Origin of the sequence: Methylomonas sp. LWB, from assembly GCF_001856095.1 — a bacterium.
Taxonomy (GTDB): Bacteria; Pseudomonadota; Gammaproteobacteria; order Methylococcales; family Methylomonadaceae; genus Methylomonas; species Methylomonas koyamae_A.
Map to the genome: position 1 here is coordinate 97,504 of NZ_MKMC01000007.1, position 20,909 is coordinate 118,412.

General features: G+C 58.9%; 16 protein-coding genes. 10 read left to right on the forward strand and 6 right to left on the reverse strand.

Translation table 11 applies throughout. From position 1 onward, the window contains the following. Positions 1-17: 17 nt before the first annotated feature. Positions 18-1,808 (reverse strand): serine/threonine-protein kinase, encoded by a 1,791-nt coding sequence (locus tag BJL95_RS03950; protein ID WP_071155658.1) that lies wholly within the window; start codon positions 1,806-1,808, stop codon positions 18-20. A 77-nt stretch (positions 1,809-1,885) separates the two neighbouring features. Between BJL95_RS03950 and BJL95_RS03955 the strand changes: the two genes are divergently transcribed. The 5 genes from BJL95_RS03955 (at position 1,886) to BJL95_RS03980 (ending at position 10,736) form a co-directional block, all read left to right on the forward strand. Continuing rightward, positions 1,886-2,737, forward strand: a complete 852-nt coding sequence (locus BJL95_RS03955) for an alpha/beta fold hydrolase (RefSeq protein WP_071155660.1) — start codon at positions 1,886-1,888, stop codon at positions 2,735-2,737. Positions 2,738-2,800: 63 nt separating this feature from the next. Beyond that, the gene (locus BJL95_RS03960) at positions 2,801-5,026 is read left to right on the forward strand and encodes a caspase family protein (protein ID WP_071155662.1); all 2,226 of its coding nucleotides are present in this window, start codon (positions 2,801-2,803) and stop codon (positions 5,024-5,026) included. 1,585 nt (positions 5,027-6,611) lie between these two features. Further along, the gene (locus BJL95_RS25050) at positions 6,612-7,382 is read left to right on the forward strand and encodes a hypothetical protein (protein ID WP_064031084.1); all 771 of its coding nucleotides are present in this window, start codon (positions 6,612-6,614) and stop codon (positions 7,380-7,382) included. Between the two features lie 124 nt (positions 7,383-7,506). Continuing rightward, positions 7,507-8,337, forward strand: a complete 831-nt coding sequence (locus BJL95_RS25430) for a hypothetical protein (protein WP_071155666.1) — start codon at positions 7,507-7,509, stop codon at positions 8,335-8,337. 188 nt (positions 8,338-8,525) lie between these two features. After that, positions 8,526-10,736 carry a cytochrome-c peroxidase gene (locus BJL95_RS03980; protein ID WP_071155668.1) on the forward strand — a complete coding sequence of 737 codons (2,211 nt, stop codon included), beginning with the start codon at positions 8,526-8,528 and terminating at the stop codon, positions 10,734-10,736. A 964-nt stretch (positions 10,737-11,700) separates the two neighbouring features. On the opposite strand, the gene BJL95_RS03985 is transcribed toward BJL95_RS03980, so the two are convergent. From BJL95_RS03985 to BJL95_RS03995, 3 genes are all read right to left on the reverse strand, one after another. After that, a complete protein-coding gene (locus tag BJL95_RS03985; RefSeq protein WP_071155670.1) occupies positions 11,701-13,020 on the reverse strand; it encodes a glycerophosphodiester phosphodiesterase family protein in 1,320 nt (439 codons plus the stop codon). A gap of 294 nt (positions 13,021-13,314) precedes the next feature. After that, the gene (locus tag BJL95_RS03990; RefSeq protein WP_139306117.1) at positions 13,315-13,743 is read right to left on the reverse strand and encodes a hypothetical protein; all 429 of its coding nucleotides are present in this window, start codon (positions 13,741-13,743) and stop codon (positions 13,315-13,317) included. Between the two features lie 1,068 nt (positions 13,744-14,811). Then, complete coding sequence (locus BJL95_RS03995) at positions 14,812-15,480, reverse strand: Bax inhibitor-1/YccA family protein (protein ID WP_139306118.1); 669 nt, start codon at positions 15,478-15,480, stop codon at positions 14,812-14,814. A 126-nt stretch (positions 15,481-15,606) separates the two neighbouring features. Here BJL95_RS03995 and BJL95_RS04000 point away from each other — a divergent pair, with 126 nt between their 5' ends. Genes BJL95_RS04000 through BJL95_RS04020 form a run of 5 tightly spaced genes read left to right on the forward strand, consistent with a single transcriptional unit; the run spans position 15,607 to position 19,758 of the window. Next, positions 15,607-15,993 (forward strand): group II truncated hemoglobin, encoded by a 387-nt coding sequence (locus BJL95_RS04000; RefSeq protein ID WP_064031493.1) that lies wholly within the window; start codon positions 15,607-15,609, stop codon positions 15,991-15,993. An 11-nt stretch (positions 15,994-16,004) separates the two neighbouring features. Then, positions 16,005-17,906 (forward strand): LapD/MoxY N-terminal periplasmic domain-containing protein, encoded by a 1,902-nt coding sequence (locus BJL95_RS04005; protein ID WP_071155674.1) that lies wholly within the window; start codon positions 16,005-16,007, stop codon positions 17,904-17,906. Then, positions 17,893-18,564 carry a transglutaminase-like cysteine peptidase gene (locus BJL95_RS04010; RefSeq protein ID WP_064031495.1) on the forward strand — a complete coding sequence of 224 codons (672 nt, stop codon included), beginning with the start codon at positions 17,893-17,895 and terminating at the stop codon, positions 18,562-18,564. The genes BJL95_RS04005 and BJL95_RS04010 overlap by 14 nt, the downstream gene beginning before the upstream one ends. After that, a complete protein-coding gene (locus BJL95_RS04015; protein ID WP_071155676.1) occupies positions 18,561-19,280 on the forward strand; it encodes a M48 family metallopeptidase in 720 nt (239 codons plus the stop codon). Before BJL95_RS04010 ends, BJL95_RS04015 begins: the two co-directional genes overlap by 4 nt. A 1-nt stretch (position 19,281) precedes the next feature. Then, positions 19,282-19,758: a protein disulfide oxidoreductase gene (locus tag BJL95_RS04020; RefSeq protein ID WP_071155678.1), complete on the forward strand. Its 477-nt coding sequence runs from the start codon at positions 19,282-19,284 to the stop codon at positions 19,756-19,758. 6 nt (positions 19,759-19,764) lie between these two features. On the opposite strand, the gene BJL95_RS04025 is transcribed toward BJL95_RS04020, so the two are convergent. Then, positions 19,765-20,139, reverse strand: a complete 375-nt coding sequence (locus BJL95_RS04025; RefSeq protein WP_064028014.1) for a PilZ domain-containing protein — start codon at positions 20,137-20,139, stop codon at positions 19,765-19,767. A gap of 4 nt (positions 20,140-20,143) precedes the next feature. After that, positions 20,144-20,785 (reverse strand): FHA domain-containing protein, encoded by a 642-nt coding sequence (locus BJL95_RS04030; protein ID WP_071155680.1) that lies wholly within the window; start codon positions 20,783-20,785, stop codon positions 20,144-20,146. Between the last annotated feature and the right edge of the window lie 124 nt (positions 20,786-20,909).

Genomic DNA, 20,909 nt, shown 5'->3' on the forward strand with positions numbered 1-20,909 from the left:
AGAATCACGCAGATTCATTAACTCCGCAATTTGTCTTGCAAGCTCAGCAAGCCCTTGTGACCGGGATTGACCTCCAACCCTTCGCCGACTTTTTTCAAAGCCTCGGCGCGCTGGCCTTTTTCGTAAAGCTCCCAGGCTTGCTGCTCCAACAAATCGGCGATTTTATTGATGCCGTCGACGGCTACCTGATTGTAGGGGTCGATTTTCAAGATTTCCTGATAGGCCCACCAGGCGTTGCTGCCGGTCGGTGCGGTTAGATAGCCGACATCCAAATGAATCGCCGCCAATTCCTGTAAATCCTGGATTTTCTGTACTTCTTCCGGCGTCAAGGCCTTGATCGCGACCTGAGGCACGGTTTCGCCGGGCGGATGCGCCAAACGCCAGTAAATGCTGAATCCGCCGGACAGCGCCACCAGCACCGCCGCGCCCCACAACGCGAAGAAGGCCGCCGAACGCGGCGCCAACGCCGCCAAAAACTCGCGTATCGTCGCGGTGCGTTTGTCCTGACGCAAGGCCAAGGCCTTTTGCAAGCCTTTCCACTGCCGCCGACCCAGCTTGGGAATGGCCTTGGGCTGCAAATTGACTTCCAGTACTTTCTCCGCCGACAACTTACCGAACGGATGCTTGCCGGTCAGCAGCTCGTAACTGATGCAGGCCAGCGCGTAAATATCGTCGCGCGGGTCCGGATCGCGGTTTTGCAATTGCTCCAAGCTGGCGTAAGCCGGCGTCAGCGCGCCCAAGTCGCGGGCATTGAACACGGTCGCGTCGTCGCCGCCGGCTTCGGAACGGCCGATCGCGCAAGCGATACCGAAGTCCAACACCCGAATTTCGCCGTCGTCGCCCAAAAACACGTTACCCGGTTTGAAGTCGGAATGAACGATCTTTTTCTTGTGCGCGTAACCCAGTGCTTCGGCCATCGCGTGAATAATCGGCCAAGCCTTTTTAAACGGCAAACCGCTATCGACATGATCCCTGATCAAATGACTGAGCGGCCGGCCTTGCAGATATTCCATCGTCATAAACACGTGGCCGGCGTCGTCGCGGTCGAAGTCGTAGACTTTAATGATATTCGGATGAGCTAGGGTCTGAGCACGCTTGGTCTCGCGCTGCAAGGCCACCAAGGCCATCGGGTTGAACTGAAAATCCCGGTTCAGCACCTTCAACGCGACAAAGGGATCCTTATCGGCCGCCTCGACCTTACGCAGGTCGGTGGCCTTGAATACCATCCCCATCCCGCCGACGCCCAGCAGTTCCTCGAGCACGAAACGTTTCTTGACGGTATCGCCGACCACCAGATCGGTGCGCGGCAGACTGGGATCCAGACCTTGCAGCAAGGACTCGGTATTCAAGGTCGGCGTCTTGGTGGTCGAAGCCGGCGCGGCTTCCGGCACCACGGTCTCGCCAACTCGAGTCGCGTCGGCGGTCGCCGCCGGGTTCAGAAGTTCGGTGGCGTCCCCGTCGCCGGCCGCTGTTGCCACCCACATCGGGTCGTCGCCCGCCTCCGGTTTTTTGGCTTCGGCGAGTTTCCGGCCATCCGCCGGCATCGCCACCAAGGTTGCATCGTCGGCCGCGGTCGGCGGCGTACTCGTGCTCTCGGCCAATCGGGTCCGGTCATCCCAAATGCCGACAAGTAGTCGGTAGGTCGCGCCTTCGAGTTCACCCTCGGCTAGCGCTTGCTCCAGGCTCAGCCGGGCGGCGGCCAAATCCGCTTCCGGTCCGGCGTTTAAGGCCTCGGCCGCCGCCAGCAATTGCGCTAAGCTGATTTGCGATTGCCGAAAGGCGGTGAATGCGTTATCAAAGGCGGACATGACAGTATGCAAAGTTTAAAGACGATGATGGATTTTAGCCTGTTTGGCTCAGGCCGTCGGCAAACCGGCGACCGCCGATGCCGATAAGCCTTGCGCCATTCCGCCGAGCTAGCGCGATTGGGCGGCGGCTGGCGGCACTGCTGTTGACGGTCGTCACGGCCGCTTGCGCCTCGCCCTCCGCCAAGCTCCAAAATCAAGCCCGCCAATTCGGCTTAACCGCCGAAACCGTGATCGCCAACGGCTTCCGGCTCGATACCTATTCCCGGTCCGGCTCGACGGCATCGGAACGGCTGCATGTCTACCTAGAAGGCGACGGCCGGCCCTATGAAGCCGGCATCCTGCCCAGCGCCGACCCCACCACCCGCGCCTCGGTGGCATTACCGTTACAGGCCGTCGATCCGGCGCCCAGTCTTTATATTGCCCGCCCCTGCTACAACGGCCACGCCGTCGACCCCGGCTGCGCGCCGCCGCTGTGGACCGACGCCCGTTACGGCGAGATCGTGGTGCAAACTCTCGCGGACGCCTTGCGCGACTATACCGAACGGCGCGGTTTCAAAAAACTTCTACTGATCGGCCATAGCGGCGGCGGCAGCTTGGCGCTGCTATTAGCCGAACGCCTCCCGCAAACGCTGGGCGTCGTCACGGTTGCCGGCAATTACGACATCGACGCCTGGACCGATCTGCACCATTACCAAGCCTTGACGGCTTCGCTCAACCCGGCGCGGCGGCCGGCCAGCGGCTTGCCGGAATGGCATTTTCTGGGCGCCGCCGACCAAAACATTCCGCCCGCGCTAGTCCAAACGGCCTTGCGCCGACGTCCGAACGCCCGCGTCGAGATCGTCGATGCCGGGCACGCCCAAGGCTGGCCCGGACTTTGGCCCGGCATACTCCGGAAAATCGCCGACGATTTGGCCGCCGGCGACCGTTGATTTGCAGCGCGGGGGTTTTCTGCTATGGTTCCCGCACCGTCCCCACACCCGATAGGTGTCCGCATGAAAGCATCGCATCTTCGTCACCGCGGCTTGGCCCTGGCCATCCCCGGCATTCTGCTCGGCGCCTGCGCCCGCGACGTCAGCCAGGAAGAAATGGCCAAGGCGACCGAAGGCTACATCGTCGCCGACACCAACAAGCTGCTGGTCGTCGACTGCTTGCTGCCCGGTCAGGTCCGCAAACTCGGCGCCGAAATGACCTATCTGTCCGCCCGCCGGCCGGTCCGCACCACCGCCGCCGATTGCGAGGTGCGCGGCGGCGAGTATGTGGCTTACGACCGCGCCAACTATGCCAGCGCGTTGAAAATCTGGCTGCCCAAGGCCCAGGAAGGCGATGCCGCCGCCCAATTGACGGTCGGCGAGATCTTCGAAAAAGGCTTGGGCACCACGGCCGATTATAAGGCGGCCGCCCAGTGGTACGAAAAAGCCGCCGCCCAGGGCAATTTTCAGGCGCAATTGAATCTCGGCCATTTGTACGAGAAAGGCTTGGGCGTCCCCCAGGACAAGGATACGGCATTGCGCTGGTACCGCAAGTCGGCGGGCCTCGATCAAACCGACATCCAGTTCGCCCCGGCGGTCGATGCCAAGGAACTGGAAACCCTGCGTGGCGAAGTCGCCGAATCGCGCAAGGAAGCCGAGGCATTGCGAGGCCAGTTGCAGGACATCCGCCAGCAGGCGCTGGACCAGCAAGACAGCCTACGCAAGGCCCAATCCGAACTGGAAACGCTACGCCATAAGCTACAACAGCAAAAAGCCGCGCCGTCCGGCGGCGACACCTCGGCGCTGGAACGGCAGTTGCGCGATAAAGAAGCCCAATTGAAGGAACAGCAAGCGCGACTCGGCACGCTGACCGAAACACTGAAGCAGGAACGCCAACGCCAAAAATCGGACGATGCCCCCCGGAGCGGCAAAACACCGGAGGTCATCAAGACCAACGATGTCGAAAATCGATTGAACGAAAAGATCGAAGCCTATCAAAAGCAATCGGCCGAATTGACCGCCTGGCTGACCTCGCCGGACAAACTGGACCGCTCGCGCATCGACGCCCGCAAACAAGCGCTGCAACAACAAGCCAAGGACATCGCCGAACTGAAACAACAATTGGAACAGCAAAAGTCCACGCTGCTGGCCTCCGGCTCCGGACCGAACATCGAGTTGCTTGAACCGGCCGTCACCGTGACGCGGGGCATTCCGGCGATCCAATTCAGTAGCGGCGAACGCAGCAAGCGCCTGGTCGGCCGCATCGACGCCATCAAGGGCTTGAGCAAACTGATGCTGAACGACAAAGCCATCAAGGTGGATAGCGACGGCCGCTTCGAGACCGACGTCAGCCTGCAAGGCGACGAAACCCTGGTGCAAATCGTCGCCACCGACAAACGCAACCAAAGCAGCAACCTGAATCTACGCCTGCTGGCCGGCGACAATCAGGCCCAAACCAGTTATCCGAGCAGCAACGCCAACGACATCAAGCGGCCCGGCGACATTCAATTCGGCAAGTTTTACGCGCTAATCATCGGCAACAACGATTACGGCGCCTACGCCCCGCTGAAAACCCCGATCGCCGACGCCAAAAGCGTCGAACTGTTGTTACGCGAGCGCTACGGTTTCAAAACCAAGTTGCTGATCAACGCCAATCGCCACGCGATCATGTCGGCGCTCAACGAACTCAATCAAAAGCTCACCGACCAGGACAATCTGCTGATTTATTACGCCGGCCACGGCGAAATTGACGCCAAAAGCCAGACCGCCTATTGGCTGCCGGTCGACGCCGAAGTCGGCAACAGCGCCAACTGGATTTCCAGCCAAAGCATCACCGAATTCATCGGCATCATGCCGGCCAAGCACATCATGGTCGTCGCCGATTCGTGCTACTCCGGCGCCTTGACCGGCTCGGCGATCGCCAAATTGCCGGACGGCATGGACGAAGCCAAGCGCGAACGCTGGCTGAAGGCGATGAACGCCCGCAAGGCCCGCACCGTGCTGACCTCCGGCGGCGTCAAACCGGTGATGGACCAGGGCGGCGGCGATCATTCGGTATTCGCCAACGCCTTCTTGAAAGTGCTGCGCGGCAACAAGCGCATCATCGAGGATTACGACATCTTTCGCGACGTCGCCAACCAAGTTCGCACCTCGGCCTCGCGCGGCGGTTTCGAGCAAACGCCGCAATACGCCCCGCTGCAACACGCCGGTCACGAAGGTAGCCCGTTCTTTTTCGTACCGGAGGCTTGAGGCCGGACCGCCTTCCATTGCCGGGGCGATGCGGCGGTTCACCGCTGGCTGAGCGGAGTCGAAGCCAGTTCGCTTCGACTCCGCTCAGCGAACGACATAGCTAATATCGAGGTGTTTATCCCCCGCTGCGTCGGGAGAGCAAACGCCGCAATACGCCCCGCTGCAACACGCCGGTCACGAAGGTAGCCCGTTCTTTTTCGTACCGGAGGCTTGAGGCCGGACCGCCTTCCATTGCCGGGGCGACGCGGCGGTTCACCGCTGGCTGAGCGAAGTCGAAGCCAGCCATTTCGCTTCGACTCCGCTCAGCGAACGACATAGCTAATATCGAGGTGTTTATCCCCCGCTCCGTCGGGAGAGCAAACGCCGCAATACGCCCCGCTGCAACACGCCGGTCACGAAGGTAGCCCGTTCTTTTTCGTACCGGAGGCTTGCGGCCGGACCGCCTTCCATTGGCCGGGGGCGATGCGGCGGTTCACCGCTGGCTGAGCGGAGTCGAAGCCAGCCAGTTCGCTTCGACTTCGCTCAGCGAACGACTTAGCCAATAAGGTAGCCCGTTCTTTTTCGTACCGGAAGCTTGCGGCCGGACCGCCTTCCATTGGCCGGGGGCGATGCGGCGGTTCACCGCTGGCTGAGCGGAGTCGAAGCCAGCCAGTTCGCTTCGACTTCGCTCAGCGAACGACATCACTAATATGGAGGCTTACGCTATTCGACATCGGTTGCGGCTCTCATCAGCGACCGACATAGCTAGCATCCAGGTGTTTATCCCCCGCTACGTTGGGAAAGGGTGTTGTTAGTTCGCGCTGAATAATGACCGCTCTTTTTACTCTGAACGTCGTTAGGCAAAATCAGGACATACCTGTCGTTCAAACCGCTCCCTATCCCCTCTATTTCATTGTTCCGAGTGAAACCTCCACCATGATCGTTACCTGATATTCCCGCTATCGACCTATACTTCGCATTCCGCTTGGGCAATACCGATTCTCGATCGACCCACCGGCTATTTATTCCAAAAACTCATAAGCCACGGAATTTATCCGTAAGCTCGGTGACCGCACCCGAGCCGGCCACAAGACCGATTGCGGCATCGCAAGCGGCCACACGGCACCGCAATTAAACTGTGGCATTTCACACACATGTCAAACGTTTTACACCAGTCGCCTTTAGCAACCGACCGCGCGCCAAAGTGGCCCGCAACCTCGGTCGAACGTGCAAACCAGGCCAATAGAACGTCTCAAACTCCCCACCGACCGCGTCTGCTTTTTTCACTAACGCCGAATACTTGGCGGCTGCGATTATTTCTCTAATTGTTCTACGTTATTTGCACAGCGTGATTCAAATCACATAATTTTTTAATGGAAATTAGCCATTTAACATAGCTGCAATTTTCAGGTTTTCCATTTAATTGAAAACTATAGCTTTTATGAATGGCACACTTCTTGACTTTATCCAGAATGCCGATCACCGGCCATCGCGCCAACCACTTGCCGCGATGGCCGCCGAGGCGCCGGAAATGGGCGATCTCGGCTGTTCTGAGGGGGGCAGACCTTCGGCATTTACGATATCGCACCACTTACAAGGAATACCCATGTCTTATACCAAAACCAAATTTTCCTCCACCCGAAAAACCATGCTGGCACTCGCGGTTTCGCTAGCCGCATCCTCCGCCGCGCAGGCGGCCGTGGTCACCGGCACGATTCGCGCCGCGACCGACGCGACCTACGGCGCCGGCACCACCATCGATTACTGGGCGTTCGATTTAAGCGCCGACGCCAACATCGTGATCGATGTCCGCGCTAACGAAGGCTATTCCAACGGCTGGGGTTCACATCCGAACGCTTACGTGGACTTGAACGGCGACGGCGAAATCACGCTGGCCGATACCCAGTTCCGTCTGTATCAGGATACGGTGTCTATCGATACCGAGATCACCAGTGCCGACGACGGTTCCAGCTACACCCCGCCGGGCGACAGCAACGGTTGGGCGGACGGCACCCTGATGTCGCGCGACTCCTATCTATCCACCGCGCTGGGCGCCGGCCATTACATCATTGCGTTCGGCGACTACAAACTAGATTCCAACGATGGCGTGCAAGGCTTCAACTCCGGCGACACCATCACCGCCGCCACCGGGATCAACCCCTTTACCGGCGCTACCGGCCAAGACCATTTCGACTACCAATTGACCTTCCTGGCCAGCGACTTCACCACCGGCGACAGCCTGAACGTCAATGCCTTCCAAGTCAACCTGAACGGCGATCCGATCGACCCCGCGCCGGTGCCGGTTCCCGGCGCGGTATGGCTGTTCGGTTCGGTCCTGGCCGGTTATCTGGGTTCGGCCAAACGTAAATCGGCCTAACCATCCCCACTCGGAGTAACCGCAACCGGACGAATCGCGTCGATTTGCCGTTGGCGGTTACTCCCGCACCCTTGGAATCATTCCGGCGCCGTTCGATTCGGCACCGAAACAGGAGACTGTAAGCATGTCTATCAATAAATTATTCGAAACCACTTTACTGGCATCAGCGTTGACTCTGGCGTTCGCGCAACCGGCCGCCGCCGCGTGGACCGGCAACGACAACAGCGTCGAATTGGGCACGACCATTACCAACCCTGCCTTCAACGGCAGCACCGTCGGTTTTTCCGGTAACCCGGCGCTGACCAACGACGCCTGGGGAATGCAAGCCGCGTTCACTAATTTCTATCTACCGACTTCCGCGCAAAGCGTCATCATCGACGCGCGTTCGTCCGCCGGCAATTACCCGGCTTTCTCGATCTTCCGCACCAACGTGGCCTATTCCGGCGACACGGTCGGCGTAGACACACCCGCCGAGGTCACCGGACAAATCCATAAATTCAACTCGGTCGGCCAAGCGGGCGATCCCGGCATCATCTGGGCCACCGGACCGGACGGCATCGTCGAAACCCTGGGTTACGTCAGCTCTTCGTCCAATAACTACGTCAACTCTTACGGCGGCGTCATCGACTCGGGCGCGCACGACATCAGCAACGACAACTTGTACGAAACCGGCGTCACCGGTGCCATCGGCGTCACCGGCAACCCGGCCTTCGCCACCACCAAACGCTACGCGACCTTGACTTTGACCGACCTACAAGCCGGCTGGTACGCAATATTCGTCGGCGGCGCGGACATCGCCGGCACCGGCGGGGATATCACCGTCAAAGTCACTGCCTCGGCGGCGGCATCGACCTACACGCCACCGGCGGCCGTACCCGTTCCGGCCGCGGTTTGGTTGTTCGGTAGTGCCCTGGTCGGCTTCCTGGGTCTGAATCGCAAATCGGTACGCGTCTGACCGACGGCTGCCCCGCCAACCTTCGGTTGGCGGGAAGTCGGCAAATGTAGCGCTAACAAAATGTCGCCAAGGATGGCGGCCCTTCAATCGGCTATCTGAACCTTCAGACACGCCGCCGTAATGAATTCCGGGCGACGGCCGATCGGCTCGGCGCCTATTCCTCTTGTTTAAATTCGCAGAGTAAGACCATGCGCATAATCCGCACTATCCGTTTATCAGGCTTGATGGCCGCCGCAATCGTTTTCAACACACCGCTGTCGGCGGCGGAATTGGCTCTGGGACCGATGCCGATCAGCCTGAAAACGCTGCCGGTGCCGCCAGTACCAGGCCTGGTGGACGGTAGCGCCCCGATTGTGGTCAATAAAGCGGCGGCCATCGCCCTCGGAAAAGCCTTATTCTGGGATAGCAACGTCGGCAGCGACGGCATGGCTTGCGCCTCCTGCCACTTCCACGCCGGTGCGGACGGCCGCACTAAAAACCAAGTTTCGGCCGGCGGCCAATCGGCCTCGATCGCCGAACAAATCTTCGACGCCACCGCCGACGCCACCCCGTTGGGTCCCAACCGGCCGCTCAGCGTATTCGACTTTCCGCTACACCAGCGTGAAAACCCGTTGGCCGATTCGACGGTGATGTTCGATACCGACAACGTGGTCGGCTCCGCCGGCACCTTCGCGGGCGATTTCAAAGCGGTCACCCGCTATAGCAGCGGCATCGACACCTGCGACCGCGCCCCCGACCCAATATTCCGGGTCGGCGCGAACGGCACCCGGCGGGTAACGCCGCGCAACGCGCCGACCGTCATCAACGCGGTCTTCAACCACCGCAGCTTCTGGGACGGCCGCGCCAACAACATTTTCAACGGCAGCAGTCCTTGGGGCGACCGCGACCCCAATGCCGGCGTCTGGGTGCTGACCGGCAGCCGAACCGTGCAAAAACAACGCTTGCGTTTGATCAATTCGTCGTTGGCCTCGTTGGCGGTGGCACCACCCACCAATCACACCGAAATGAGCTGCAACAATCGGACTTTGCTGGACTTGGGCCGAAAACTGCTGTTCCGCCAACCGCTACAAAACCAGTCGGTGCATGCCTCCGACAGCGTGTTGGGTCCCTATAGCTTTAGCGATGCCGACAAGTTGAGTCCGGGACTGAACACCACATACGCCGGCCTGATTCGGCAAGCCTACAACGCCAAATATTGGTCGTATTCGGGTAGAGTGCCGGTTAGCCCGCCGGTCGGCCAATCGCCTTACACCCAGTTGGAAGCCAACTTTCCGATGTTCTTCGCATTGGCGATTCAGCTTTACGAAAGCACTTTGATCTCCGACGAAGCACCATTCGACACCAGCGCCCGCGATGCCAATCACCAACCGATAGACCTGAGTGCCGAAGAATTGAACGGTTTGAAACAATTCAGAAGCAATCAATGCGGGCTATGCCATTTGGGGCCGAACTTCAGCTCGGCCTCGATCGCAGCCAACGCCGCCATCGCCCAAACCCACCCCGAAGCCTTCGGCGAACCGACCTTCCGCATCAGCGCCAGTCCGAACGTGGTCAACCGTATTCCGCTGATGGTCGGCAACCAAGCGGTCACCGCGTTCTACGACACCGGCTTTTCATCGAACGGCGCCGCGCGCGAGGCCAACGACATCGGTGCCGGCGGCGTGGACGACTTCGGCAACCCGCTGTCGTTCAGCAGCCAATATTTACAATTGTTGGCCGGCAATACCGCCGCCATTCTGGACAGCGACGTGAACGCGGTACGCGCTTGCGATTTTCAGAATGCGATGGCGACCAATATGACGCTCCGCTATTCCCTACCCAATTTGTTTACCCAAACCGACGGCCTGCTGCCGCAACCGCAAACCACCGCGAATTGCTTTCTGCCGTTAAGCAACGCCTTCATCCCAACACCGGCGGCGGCGCAAGCGGAGCTAAACAAAGCGGTGAATAAACGCATGGTCGCGGCAGTCGCCGCGACGTTCAAAACACCGAGCTTGCGCAATATCGAATTGACCGGTCCCTACATGCACAACGGCGGCATGGCGACACTGGAGCAAGTGGTCGAGTTCTATAGTCGCGGCGGCAACTTCAACTTGGACAGCAAACATGTGACGCGGGTCTTTCCACAACCCACCCTGCAGTCCAATCCGCAAAACCGCGCGGATTTGGTGGCTTTTCTGAAAACCTTGACCGACGAGCGCGTGCTATACCAACGAGCGCCTTTCGACCATCCAGCCTTGGCGATTCCGCACGGCCACGCCGGCGACGAAACCGCGACCGTCGGCGGCAATCCGCTCAACTGGAAGTTGTCCAAGGACGAATATCTGCAGCTCCCGGCCGTCGGCGCCGACGGCGTCGCCGAACCGCTGACCAGTTTCGAACAGCGCTTGGCGCATTGAAGATGAAGGTACGAAAAACCGCTTAAGTCTTGAGCCTTGCCGGAGCGCCACCTCGCGCTTGGTTTTCGGAACCGCGACGCTGACATCCCGTTGTAGGAGCGACTTCAGTCGCGATCGAAGGCCGCTGGCGAGGGATAAGCGCCCGGTCGCCGCTAAAGCACCTCCCACAGATTGATGGTTTGCGTGGGCATGGCATTGTAGGAGCGACTTCAGTCGCGATCGAAGGCGGTTGGCGAGGGATAAGCGCCCGGCCGCCGCTAAAGCGTCCCCCACAGATTGATGGTTTGCGTGAGCATCCCGTTGTAGGAGCGACTTCAGTCGCGATCGAAGGCCGCTGGCGAGGGACAAGCGCCCGGCCGCCGCTAAAGCGCCTCCCACAGATTGATGGTTTGCGTGGGCATGGCGTTGTAGGAACGACTTCAGTCGCGATCGAAGGCCGTTTTGGCCAGGGGCAGCGCCCGGCCGCCGCTAAAGCGCCTCCCACAGATTGATGGTTTGCGTGAGCATCCCGTTGTAGGAGCGACTTCAGCCGCGATCGAAGGCGGTTGGCGAGGGACAAGCGCCCGGCCGCCGCTAAAGCGTCCCCCACAGATTGATGGTTTGCGTGGGCATGGCGTTGTAGGAGCGACTTCAGTCGCGATAGAAGGCCGCTGGCGAGGGACAAGCGCCCGGTCGCCGCTAAAGCACCTCCCACAGATTGATGGTTTGCGTGAGCATGGCGTTGTAGGAGCGACTTCAGTCGCGATCGAAGGCCGCTGGCGAGGGACAAGCGCCCGGTCGCCGCTAAAGCACCTCCGACAGATTGATGGTTTGCGTGAGCATCCCGTTGTAGGAACGACTTCAGTCGCGATCGAAGGCCACTGGCGAGGGATAAGCGCCCGGTCGCCGCTAAAGCGCCTCCTACACGTTGATGTTGCGCCGGCACATTCCCGCGCCACGCGCGGGAACGGCCGAAAGGTTTGGTTTACTTCAAACCCATGCAACTGGCGTAATAGCTGACGGTGCCGGACCAATCGGAAAAGATGCCCAAAATACCGACGTCCCGCGCCAACACATCCAGCGTGGTCATGATATCGCCGTCGTTTTCCAACGCATCCAGCGTGGATTGATAATAAAACGACGGGCTGGCCGTGCCTTTGGTCGGCAACACTTCCTCGACGATACGGCCGGAACGCTCCAAGGTCCAGGTAATGATGCCCAAACCGGCGGCCTTGGCGTCCTTGGCGTACTGCGAAGGCACGATTTTGCCGGCGGCGTCCACGCTGAGCAACATCCACATCGGTGGGGCGACAATCTTGATGCCTTGCGCGGCGTATCCCTTCAGATCCGCTGCGGTCGGAACGTCGGCCGGCGTGTTGGCGTCGTCCAGATAAACCGCTTGCTGACCGAAAGCCGGTTCATGCTGAATCCAATACAGCACATCTTCCTTGTTAAACGACTGCGCCCAAACGGTTTTCGGCGAAACGCCGGCCGCCTTGTATTCGTCGATCATGGCTTGCGCATACGCGGCCTGACTGCCGAAGACGTCTTCCACCTGCAATTTGGCGTTGCGGTTGGGGCTCTTCAATTCCGGCGTATATTTGCTGCCTAGCTTTTTCAACAGCGCGATACTCTCCTGGTGCGTCAACAGCGTGCCGCCGGTCGAGTAAAGATCGGTTCGCCAATTGGCGGTACCCGCCAAAAACTGTTCCGGCGTCACCGCGTTGGGGTTGGACGCATCCATCTTGCCTTTCAGCGACTTGAACTCGGACAAGCTCAAATCGCTGGTGCAGCACAGCGCCGACGCGGCCTTGGTGCGCTTGCCGGTCGCATCGAACTCGGCCGGCGAAAACGGCTTGGAGCAGGCGGCCGCCAACGGCGTGACCAAGATATTGGTCGTGGTATGCAGATCGCATTGGTCGTGACGGCACACTAGTTCGCCGTCCTTGGTAAAGGTCACGTCGCATTCCTGCACGCCCGCGCCCATCCGCGAGCCGGCTTCATGGCTTTCCTGGGTGTGCTCCGGAAATTGCAACGTGCCGCCGCCGCGATGACCGATCGAAAAATGGGTTTTATGGAATGGCCCGTCGCCGCAGCTCTCCAGTTTGGATTTCAAGCGGCCGGGGCTCATTTTATCGATCAAATAATAAGGCCGCGGCCCCACTTGCACGCTTTCGTCTTGCTGCCAGCGATCGGCATCGCGCCCCAAATCCTTACCGTCCGCGCCGGCCAAGGCCGACCACAGACAACCGCTTAACAGCAGCATTCCGGCTGCATGACGCGTCAATCTCTTGCTTATCAACATTGCAATCTCCCAGGGTTCTCGAATAGTTTGCGCCGGCCCCGCCCCGTTGCCGCGACAGCGAACGGGCGCTCTAAAACAGATAGCCGGCGATGCGTTACCGCGAACACTGTGTATCACGCCAATATTTCAACCGCGTTAATTCTCAACTTTGTCAGATTTCAGCAACGCCGTCATATCCGCCGGGAAGCGGGCATCCAGTGCCATGGATGGCAAGTTTCGATCCGTCCATGGGGTCTGGATTTCGGCAATGCCCGCCGAAATGACGAGCACTACCGAGAATCTGATAAGGTAGAATTAATCGCAACGATTAGGGGAGCTGACGCGCGATGCACGCGATAGCGAACGGCCGCGACGCTCCGAGCCGCGCGCGCACTCTTTGCCGCCGCCGCGCCGGCAGACAGACGACAACAGCCCTGCTCGCCGAGGCAATAGCGAGCGTCCTGGAATGAACACCGAACTTTCTCCAATCAACACCAAACGTTCTACGATCAACACCGGACGTTCTCCGATCAACACCGAGCGTTCTCCGGTCAACACCAAACGTTCTACGATCAACACCAAACGTTCTACGATCAACACCAAACGTTCTACGATCAACACCAAACGTTCTCCGGTCAACACCGAACGTTCTACGATCAACACCAAACGTTCTCCGGTCAACACCGAACGTTCTCCGGTCAACACCGAACGTTCTCCGATCAACACTGGGCGTTCTACAATCAACACTGGCCGCCAGCTAAAAATCACTGTTGCTTGCCTGGCAAACAATCGACGTTGCGTGTCCGCGCTAGATGCGTGCATCTTCAGAATAAAAACCCGGCTGTCTAAAACGGATTGCTGGATATTGATCCGCCGACGCCCGATGTTCACCACACACCGTTGCGCGTTCAAAATAGAATGCCGGATGTTCGGCACGGAACGCCGAAGACTGGAGTCGCAAACCTCGGTTTGCACAGCCCCGCCGCGCAATAGCCGGCACACACCGCACTAATACCTTGACCGACCCGAATTTGCTGGGCCACCTGCGCGGAAGCAGACCATTTCCGGAGTACAAAATCTCGATTTTGTGCTTTCTAAGCCGCCTGTGCGGCGGCGGACTGATTATAAATAAACGGGAAGCCGGTTGCGACAAGGGGTGCGGACGGGTTAACCCATTTTTACCATCCGCAAAACCAATGCCCATAACCGGCTGATTTAGTTTACATTGTTAAAGAGCGAAAAAAATTGGGTCACAACTCGGGGACAGTGGCGCTTCGGCTCAAACCGTAAGTACTGAAATGACCGGCCAGCGGCGCCGCGACGGCAGATTTGCCAATCCACAAACAAACGCTTTGTCTTTGAGGTCGGTGAGTTGTTCCATAACCTGCGGATAATTGTTCCAAAACGGCCCGGATTATTGCCGCGTCGGCGCGCCAGAGTCAAGGTTAGGCGGCCGTGGAAAGCCAGTAGGCGGTGCAGCGATTTTAAGATAGTTAGGCGCTAGCGAGTTGGAACGCCATCGATCGCGGCTGAAGCCGCTCCTACGCCACTGACTTTCATATACTGGCGCGATGCGGCGCTTTCCTGATCGTTAGGAGGGTGTCGTAAAAGTCGAAACAGAACCCTCTCCTCGCGGGGCTTTTACGACACCTCGTTAGGGGGTGGGTCGCTAGTGGGTTGAAACGCCATCGATCGCGGCTAAAGCCGCTCCCACGCCGCGAAATTTTCGCCAAAAAAAAGCCCCACGAAGTTAGTGGGGCTTTTGCGGGACTGGGCGGAGCGGGGCCGCCCTATTTTAGGTAGCAACAGCGATTAATCCTCGCCGCCGAACACGCCCAGCAATTGCAGCAAGCTGGTGAACAAGTTGTAAATCGAAACGTACAAGGACACGGTGGCCAGAATATAATTGGTCTCGCCGCCGTGGATGATTTCACTGGTTTGGTACAGGATCATCGCCGACATCAACAAGATGAACATTGCCGATACCGCCAAGGACAAGGCCGGAATCGAGAACAAGACCGCCGCCAGACCGGCCAGGAAGGCCACCATGATGCCAACCATTAAAAAACCGGCGATGAAGCTGAAATCCTTGCGGCTGATCAGCGCGTAAGCCGACAAGCCCAAAAAGATTACACCGGTGCCGCCCAGCGCGGTCAAGACCAATTGATGACCGTTGCTGTAGGCCTGGATATACATATTCAAGATCGGTCCCAGCGTCATGCCCATGAAGCCGGTCAACGCGAACACGAATACCAAGCCCAGCGCGCTATTGCTGAACCGGGTGGTCAGGAACAACAAGCCGAAATAGCCGACCATCGTCACGATCAGGCCGGGGTGCGGCAAATTCAGCATCATCGCCAACGCGGCGGTGCCGGCGCTGAACAATAAGGTCATCGACAACAACAAATAGGTATTCTTCAAAACTTTATTGGTCGTCAGAATGCGAGATTCCGAACGAACGGTTGCAGTGTTTAAACGCATGATTGGTTATCCTCTTGAGTTGAACAAGTGTCGCTGTGACCGTTTAATCGCGCCGGAGTTTCCCGGCATCGGCAGCGCCGTCTGCTAGTATACCTAAACCATTTGCAAACTAGAGGCTAAAAGGTGATGACAAGCACCACCCCCTACGAACTGGCCGGCGGCGAAGCGGCGCTGCGCAGTCTGGTCGACCGTTTTTATTTCTACATGGACATTCTGCCCGAAGCCCAAGGCATACGGGCGATGCACGCCGACAATCTGGCGTCGGCCAAGGACAAATTGTTCAAGTTTTTCTCGGGCTGGCTGGGCGGCCCGGATCTTTTCATGCAGGAGTTCGGTCATCCGATGCTCAGAGCCAGGCATCTGCCGTTTCGAATCGGCGAGTCCGAGCGCGACCAGTGGATGCTGTGCATGAACAAGGCACTGGACGAAATCGCGATGGACCCCAGACTCCGGGACAATATCCGCGCGGCCTTGCAAAATCTGGCCACGCACATGATCAATCAGGACACCTAGGAAACCCTCCCATGTCTTTATCCAAACAATTGTTAATCCTGATCTCGGCGCTGTTTTTGATGATATTCAGCGTCAACTTCGCGCTGAGCGTCGGCAACATCAAGGATTATCTGGAAGGCGAGTCGAAAAGCCATGCCCAGGATACCGCGACCTCGCTGGGCTTGTCGCTGAGCCCGTACATGACCAACCCGGACGATCAAGTCATCCAATCGATGGCCAGCGCGATTTTCGACATGGGCTATTACAAGGAGATTCGCATCGTGGACGCCGAAAACCGCGAACTGGTCGAACTGATCAGCGAAAAGCGCGTGGAGGGCGTGCCCGATTGGTTCATCGACCGGCTGCCGATGACCTCCGCCACCGCCGAAGCCGAGATCAGTACCGGCTGGAATCTGGCCGGCGTCGTCTACGTGACCGTCAATCCCGGCTTCGCCTATCTGAAACTGTACGAGCAAGCCAAATCGGCGTTTTATTATTCGCTAGCCGCCTTCCTGGTGTCGATCAGTCTGTTGGTGTTTGTGTTGCGGATGACGCTGGCGCCGTTGAACAAGATCGACTGGTTGGCGCGCCGAATCAGCGAAGGCCACTACGAGACGATACACGCGCTGCCTTGGACCCGCGAGGTCCGCAATGTCGCCGCGTCGATGAATACGATGTCGCAAAAAATCAAAACCGCGATCGCCTCGCTGCAAACCAAGCTGGATCGGATGGGCGCCAGCCTGTTGCGCGACGATTTGACCGGTTTGTACAAAAAGTCGGTGTTCGAAACCGACTTGAAACCGCTGTTCGCCGAGCACGGCGACGCCCACGTCGCCTTGATCCGCCTGGACAGTCTGTCCGAATTGGTCAAGGAACACGACAGCGCGGCCATCGACGATCTGCTGAGCCGCTTCGCCAAACTGCTGCAACACACCGCGGATAGCGCGGCCCATCCGGTCAAGCCTTACCGGTTCTACGGCGCCGAATTCGCGCTATTGATCGAAACCGCCGACCAAGGCTTCGTCGAAGATTTGTTAAGAAGCCTGGCCGTCGATATCGCGCAATTGGGGGAACAGTACCGTAAACCCGACTTGGTCCACATCGGCGTCGCTCGCCTGAACCCGGTCGGCAGCGCCGAATCGCTGTTGGAAGCCGCCCACGAAGCCCACGAACAAGCTCAGCTGATCGGCGCCAACAGTTATTTCATTCGGGCCGGCGACAATATCGCCCGCGACATCACGGCCTGGAAGAGCTTGGTCTTTGATTGCGTGGACCGCTGCGACTATTCCGTGTGGTATATCGGCCAGACCGCCGCGTTCGCCACCGGCGCGCTGTTGATGGAAGAAGCCTTTATCCAGGTCCACGACCGTCACGGCGAACTGGTCGCGATCGGCCCGTTCATTTCGATTGCCGAGAAGTTCGCCAAAATCGTCGACTTGGATCGCGGCATCATCGAACAAGTCGTACACCACATCCGCGACGGCCACCTTGCCCATAGCATCGCCGTCAACCTGTCGACCCGCACCGTCAGAAACGGCGAATTTCGCCGTTGGCTGGAAATTTTGTTAAAGCAAAGCCCGATCGCCGCCAAGCAACTGGTCTTTAGCCTGTCGGCTTACGCGGTCGCCAAGGATGTCGAAGCCTACCGGGATTTTATCGCCGACGTGCATAGCCTGGGCGGCCGGGTCATGATCAAACGCTTCGAAACCCAATCGCTATCGGCCGAGACCGTCAAGCGTTTGCGGCCGGACTTCATCCGTTTGGCCCGCGACCTCGGCAACGGGGTCTGCGACTCGGCGCAAAAACACGTGTTCGTACAGACCGTTCAAGACATAGCGGCCCTAATGGACATTGCCGTTCTTGCCGAAAACGTTCAATCGGAAGCCGACTACCAAACCTTGAAGGCGATGGGTCTCGCCGGTGCTAGCCGTTAGTATCCGGGCGCCGCGCGGTCTGATCGGCGCGGTATTCGCCGCTTTTTGGCTGGCGTGTCTGGCCTTGGCCCAGGATTTCGGCCTCGATCCGGAAATGCTGGCGGCGGTCGAAAAAAAATACGGCGCGCCGGCCAAGCAGCGGCTGTTGGACTGGCAGCAACTGATCGCCAGCGGCCGCGACCTTTCCGAAGATGAGAAAATGCGCCGGGTCAACGACTTCTTCAATCAAAACGTCGAATTCGTCGACGACATCGCGCTGTGGCACAAAACCGATTATTGGGCCACGCCGACGGAGTTTTTGGTCAAGGGCGCCGGCGATTGCGAGGATTACTCGATCGCCAAATATTTCACGCTGGTGGAAATGGGCGTCAGCGACAGCAAATTAAGAATCACCTACGTCAAAGCACTGGAGTTGAATCAAGCGCACATGGTACTCACCTATTTCGAATCGCCGCGCGCGGAGCCGCTGGTCTTGGACAACTTGAAAACCGCCATCCTGCCGGCCAGCAAGCGCCGCGATCTGCAACCGGTCTACAGTTTTAACGGTACCGGCTTGTGGCTGGCTAAAAGCAAGGGCTCCGGCCAGCGTGTCGGCGGCTCGGACCGGATCAGCCTGTGGACCGAGCTGAAAGACCGCATGATGGAGCCGCCGCTGTGACCGCCGCCACCGAATTTCATCTGCGCCGCAGCAACCGGGCCAAACGCACCCGCATTGTCGTCAAACCGGGCCGGGTGGAAGTGGTCGCTCCGCCCAAGGTTCCCGAACGACAAATCCAAGCCTTCGTCGCCGCGCAACAGGATTGGATACGCGCGGCGCTGCGACGGGTCGCCGAAAAAACCCGGCCGGCGCCGGCTTGGGCACCGGCGCTATATACTGACGGCGCGGCGGTCCCATATTTGGGCGAGCGGATTCCGCTGCGGATCGAAACCGCCGCCCGCAAAACGGTTGGCGTCGAGCTACGCGACGGTAGCGGCTTTCACTTACGCATGCCGGCCGGCGAGACCGGCGACGAATCCGAACGCATCCGACTGGCGCTCGGCGACTGGATGAAACGCCAAGCCCGTATCCAAGCCCTGCATTGGATAGAACGCCACGCCCCTCGTCACGGCTTGATGCCGCGCGCCGTCCGCATCAAAACCCAAAAAAGCCGTTGGGGCAGTTGCGGACCGAAGAACGACATCAATTTGAACTGGCTGTTGATGCTGGCACCGCCCGCCGCGCTGGAGTACGTCGTGGTCCACGAACTGTGCCATATCCGCCATAAAAATCATTCGGCCGATTTCTGGCAATTGGTCGAAGCGCATTTGCCGAACTACCGGGAGCAACGGCTTTGGCTGAAGCAGCACGGCGCCGCGATCATGCAAGGTTTGTAGCATGCGAAATTCGGTTTTTTACTTGTTCGCGGCCGTGTTGATCTTCGGCGGCCAATTTTTGGTCAGCCAGGATTTGGTGACCGGCAAACCGCCGGCGATCGAACAACGCACCTTACAAAACCGCGATGCGCTGGCCGGGGTCGCTCAAGGCCCGGCGCTGATTTATTTCTGGGCCGGTTGGTGCGGCGTCTGTCGCGGGATTCAGACTCAAGTGGATAAGGTGTTGCGCGATTATCCCGGCCTGACCGTGGCCGAGCGCTCCGGCGATGCCGCCGAGGTGGCTCGCTATCTCAACGAACGCGGTCTGGATTGGCCGGTGGTCAACGACCCCGACGGCGAGTTGGGGCTGCGCTACGGATTGCGCGGGGTGCCGGCGCTGTTCTTTCTAAACCGTACCGGCCAAATTGTGTTTACCACGGTGGGTTATACCAGCGAATGGGGCTTGCGCGCCCGTTTATGGCTGGCCGGACTGATCTAGCGCGATTCAGGAAAAGTCGCCGAGCGCCGCCAAATCGCGCTCCAGCAATTCGCTGTCGCCGAGATTCAATTCGACCAAGCGGCGCAAATAGGAAATGCTTTCGATGTCGATGTGCTCGCATTTGAAACCCACTTGCCCGTCTTCGGCATGGGTGGCGCTGACGGCCATCTTGATCGCCGCGTCGTCGGACAATTCGAAACTCAGGGTATAGTCCCCGCCCAGACCGGCGGTCCAAGCTTGATCGAAGCGCAACAGACATCCGCGCAGGCTCAAATCGGCAATCTTGCAAGCCAGCGGACCGTCCGGACCGGTCAACACCGCGCCGGCATGGTAAAAAATCCGTTGAAACCGGCGTTTGTCTTCGCTTTTTTCGAATGCCATGGCGCTATTCCGGGAAAAATTTCATTTCGACATTGTCGACGACAATCACATCGCCGGCGTTTAATCTGACGATCCGGTCGCCCAGCGGCTCCCGGTTGACGGCCAAGCCGTCGTGACCCTGCAGCGCCGACACGAAATAACCGTCCTTGCGACGGGCGATGACCACCACGCCAGCGCCGTCGTGGCCTATCCGGGTCATGGCTTTTCTAAGCCGCAACACCCGACCGATATGAATACCGTTCATCACCTGCAAATTCGCTTCGGTACTTTTAGCGGCCTCGTCCAAGCGGCGATTCAAGGCTTCCACGCCCGCGTCCGGATTGGCGGCCGGCGCCGTGAACACCGCTTCCTGAAACCGGCCGGTGGTCTGATACAGAATGTAATGCTTGCCGATGTTGACGATATCGTTATGGCGCAAATTCCATTCCTTGGCGCGCTGATTGTTGACGACCAGCGGAAACTCCTCGTTCAGCTGCTTGATCACGCAGTCGTCGCCCTTGACCACCGCTACCGCATGGGCCGGCGCGACCGCCAGACTGTCGACGACCACGTCGTTGGTATCGTCGCGGCCGATATGCACGATGCCGGAATCGAATACGCCCGCCTGGATCGCCTTGTCTTTAAAATAAACGGTAAATTTCGCCATCGTCGATAGTCAATTAGTCCCTGCGCCGGTTACCTAGTATAGCCACTATCACTTCCGTTGCAGAGCAAACCGGAATTTGAAAGCGATCCGGCCCGTCATTGGAAAAAGAGATGTTTTACAACAA

Excerpts from the sequence above, each read along its gene's own strand:
- BJL95_RS03950 (WP_071155658.1), bottom strand. The coding sequence starts at position 1,808 with ATGTCCGCCTTTGATAACGCATTCACCGCCTTTCGGCAATCGCAAATC.
- BJL95_RS03955 (WP_071155660.1), top strand. The coding sequence starts at position 1,886 with ATGCCGATAAGCCTTGCGCCATTCCGCCGAGCTAGCGCGATTGGGCGG.
- BJL95_RS03960 (WP_071155662.1), top strand. The coding sequence starts at position 2,801 with ATGAAAGCATCGCATCTTCGTCACCGCGGCTTGGCCCTGGCCATCCCC.
- BJL95_RS25050 (WP_064031084.1), top strand. The coding sequence starts at position 6,612 with ATGTCTTATACCAAAACCAAATTTTCCTCCACCCGAAAAACCATGCTG.
- BJL95_RS25430 (WP_071155666.1), top strand. The coding sequence starts at position 7,507 with ATGTCTATCAATAAATTATTCGAAACCACTTTACTGGCATCAGCGTTG.
- BJL95_RS03980 (WP_071155668.1), top strand. The coding sequence starts at position 8,526 with ATGCGCATAATCCGCACTATCCGTTTATCAGGCTTGATGGCCGCCGCA.
- BJL95_RS03985 (WP_071155670.1), bottom strand. The coding sequence starts at position 13,020 with ATGTTGATAAGCAAGAGATTGACGCGTCATGCAGCCGGAATGCTGCTG.
- BJL95_RS03995 (WP_139306118.1), bottom strand. The coding sequence starts at position 15,480 with ATGCGTTTAAACACTGCAACCGTTCGTTCGGAATCTCGCATTCTGACG.
- BJL95_RS04000 (WP_064031493.1), top strand. The coding sequence starts at position 15,607 with ATGACAAGCACCACCCCCTACGAACTGGCCGGCGGCGAAGCGGCGCTG.
- BJL95_RS04005 (WP_071155674.1), top strand. The coding sequence starts at position 16,005 with ATGTCTTTATCCAAACAATTGTTAATCCTGATCTCGGCGCTGTTTTTG.
- BJL95_RS04020 (WP_071155678.1), top strand. The coding sequence starts at position 19,282 with ATGCGAAATTCGGTTTTTTACTTGTTCGCGGCCGTGTTGATCTTCGGC.
- BJL95_RS04025 (WP_064028014.1), bottom strand. The coding sequence starts at position 20,139 with ATGGCATTCGAAAAAAGCGAAGACAAACGCCGGTTTCAACGGATTTTT.
- BJL95_RS04030 (WP_071155680.1), bottom strand. The coding sequence starts at position 20,785 with ATGGCGAAATTTACCGTTTATTTTAAAGACAAGGCGATCCAGGCGGGC.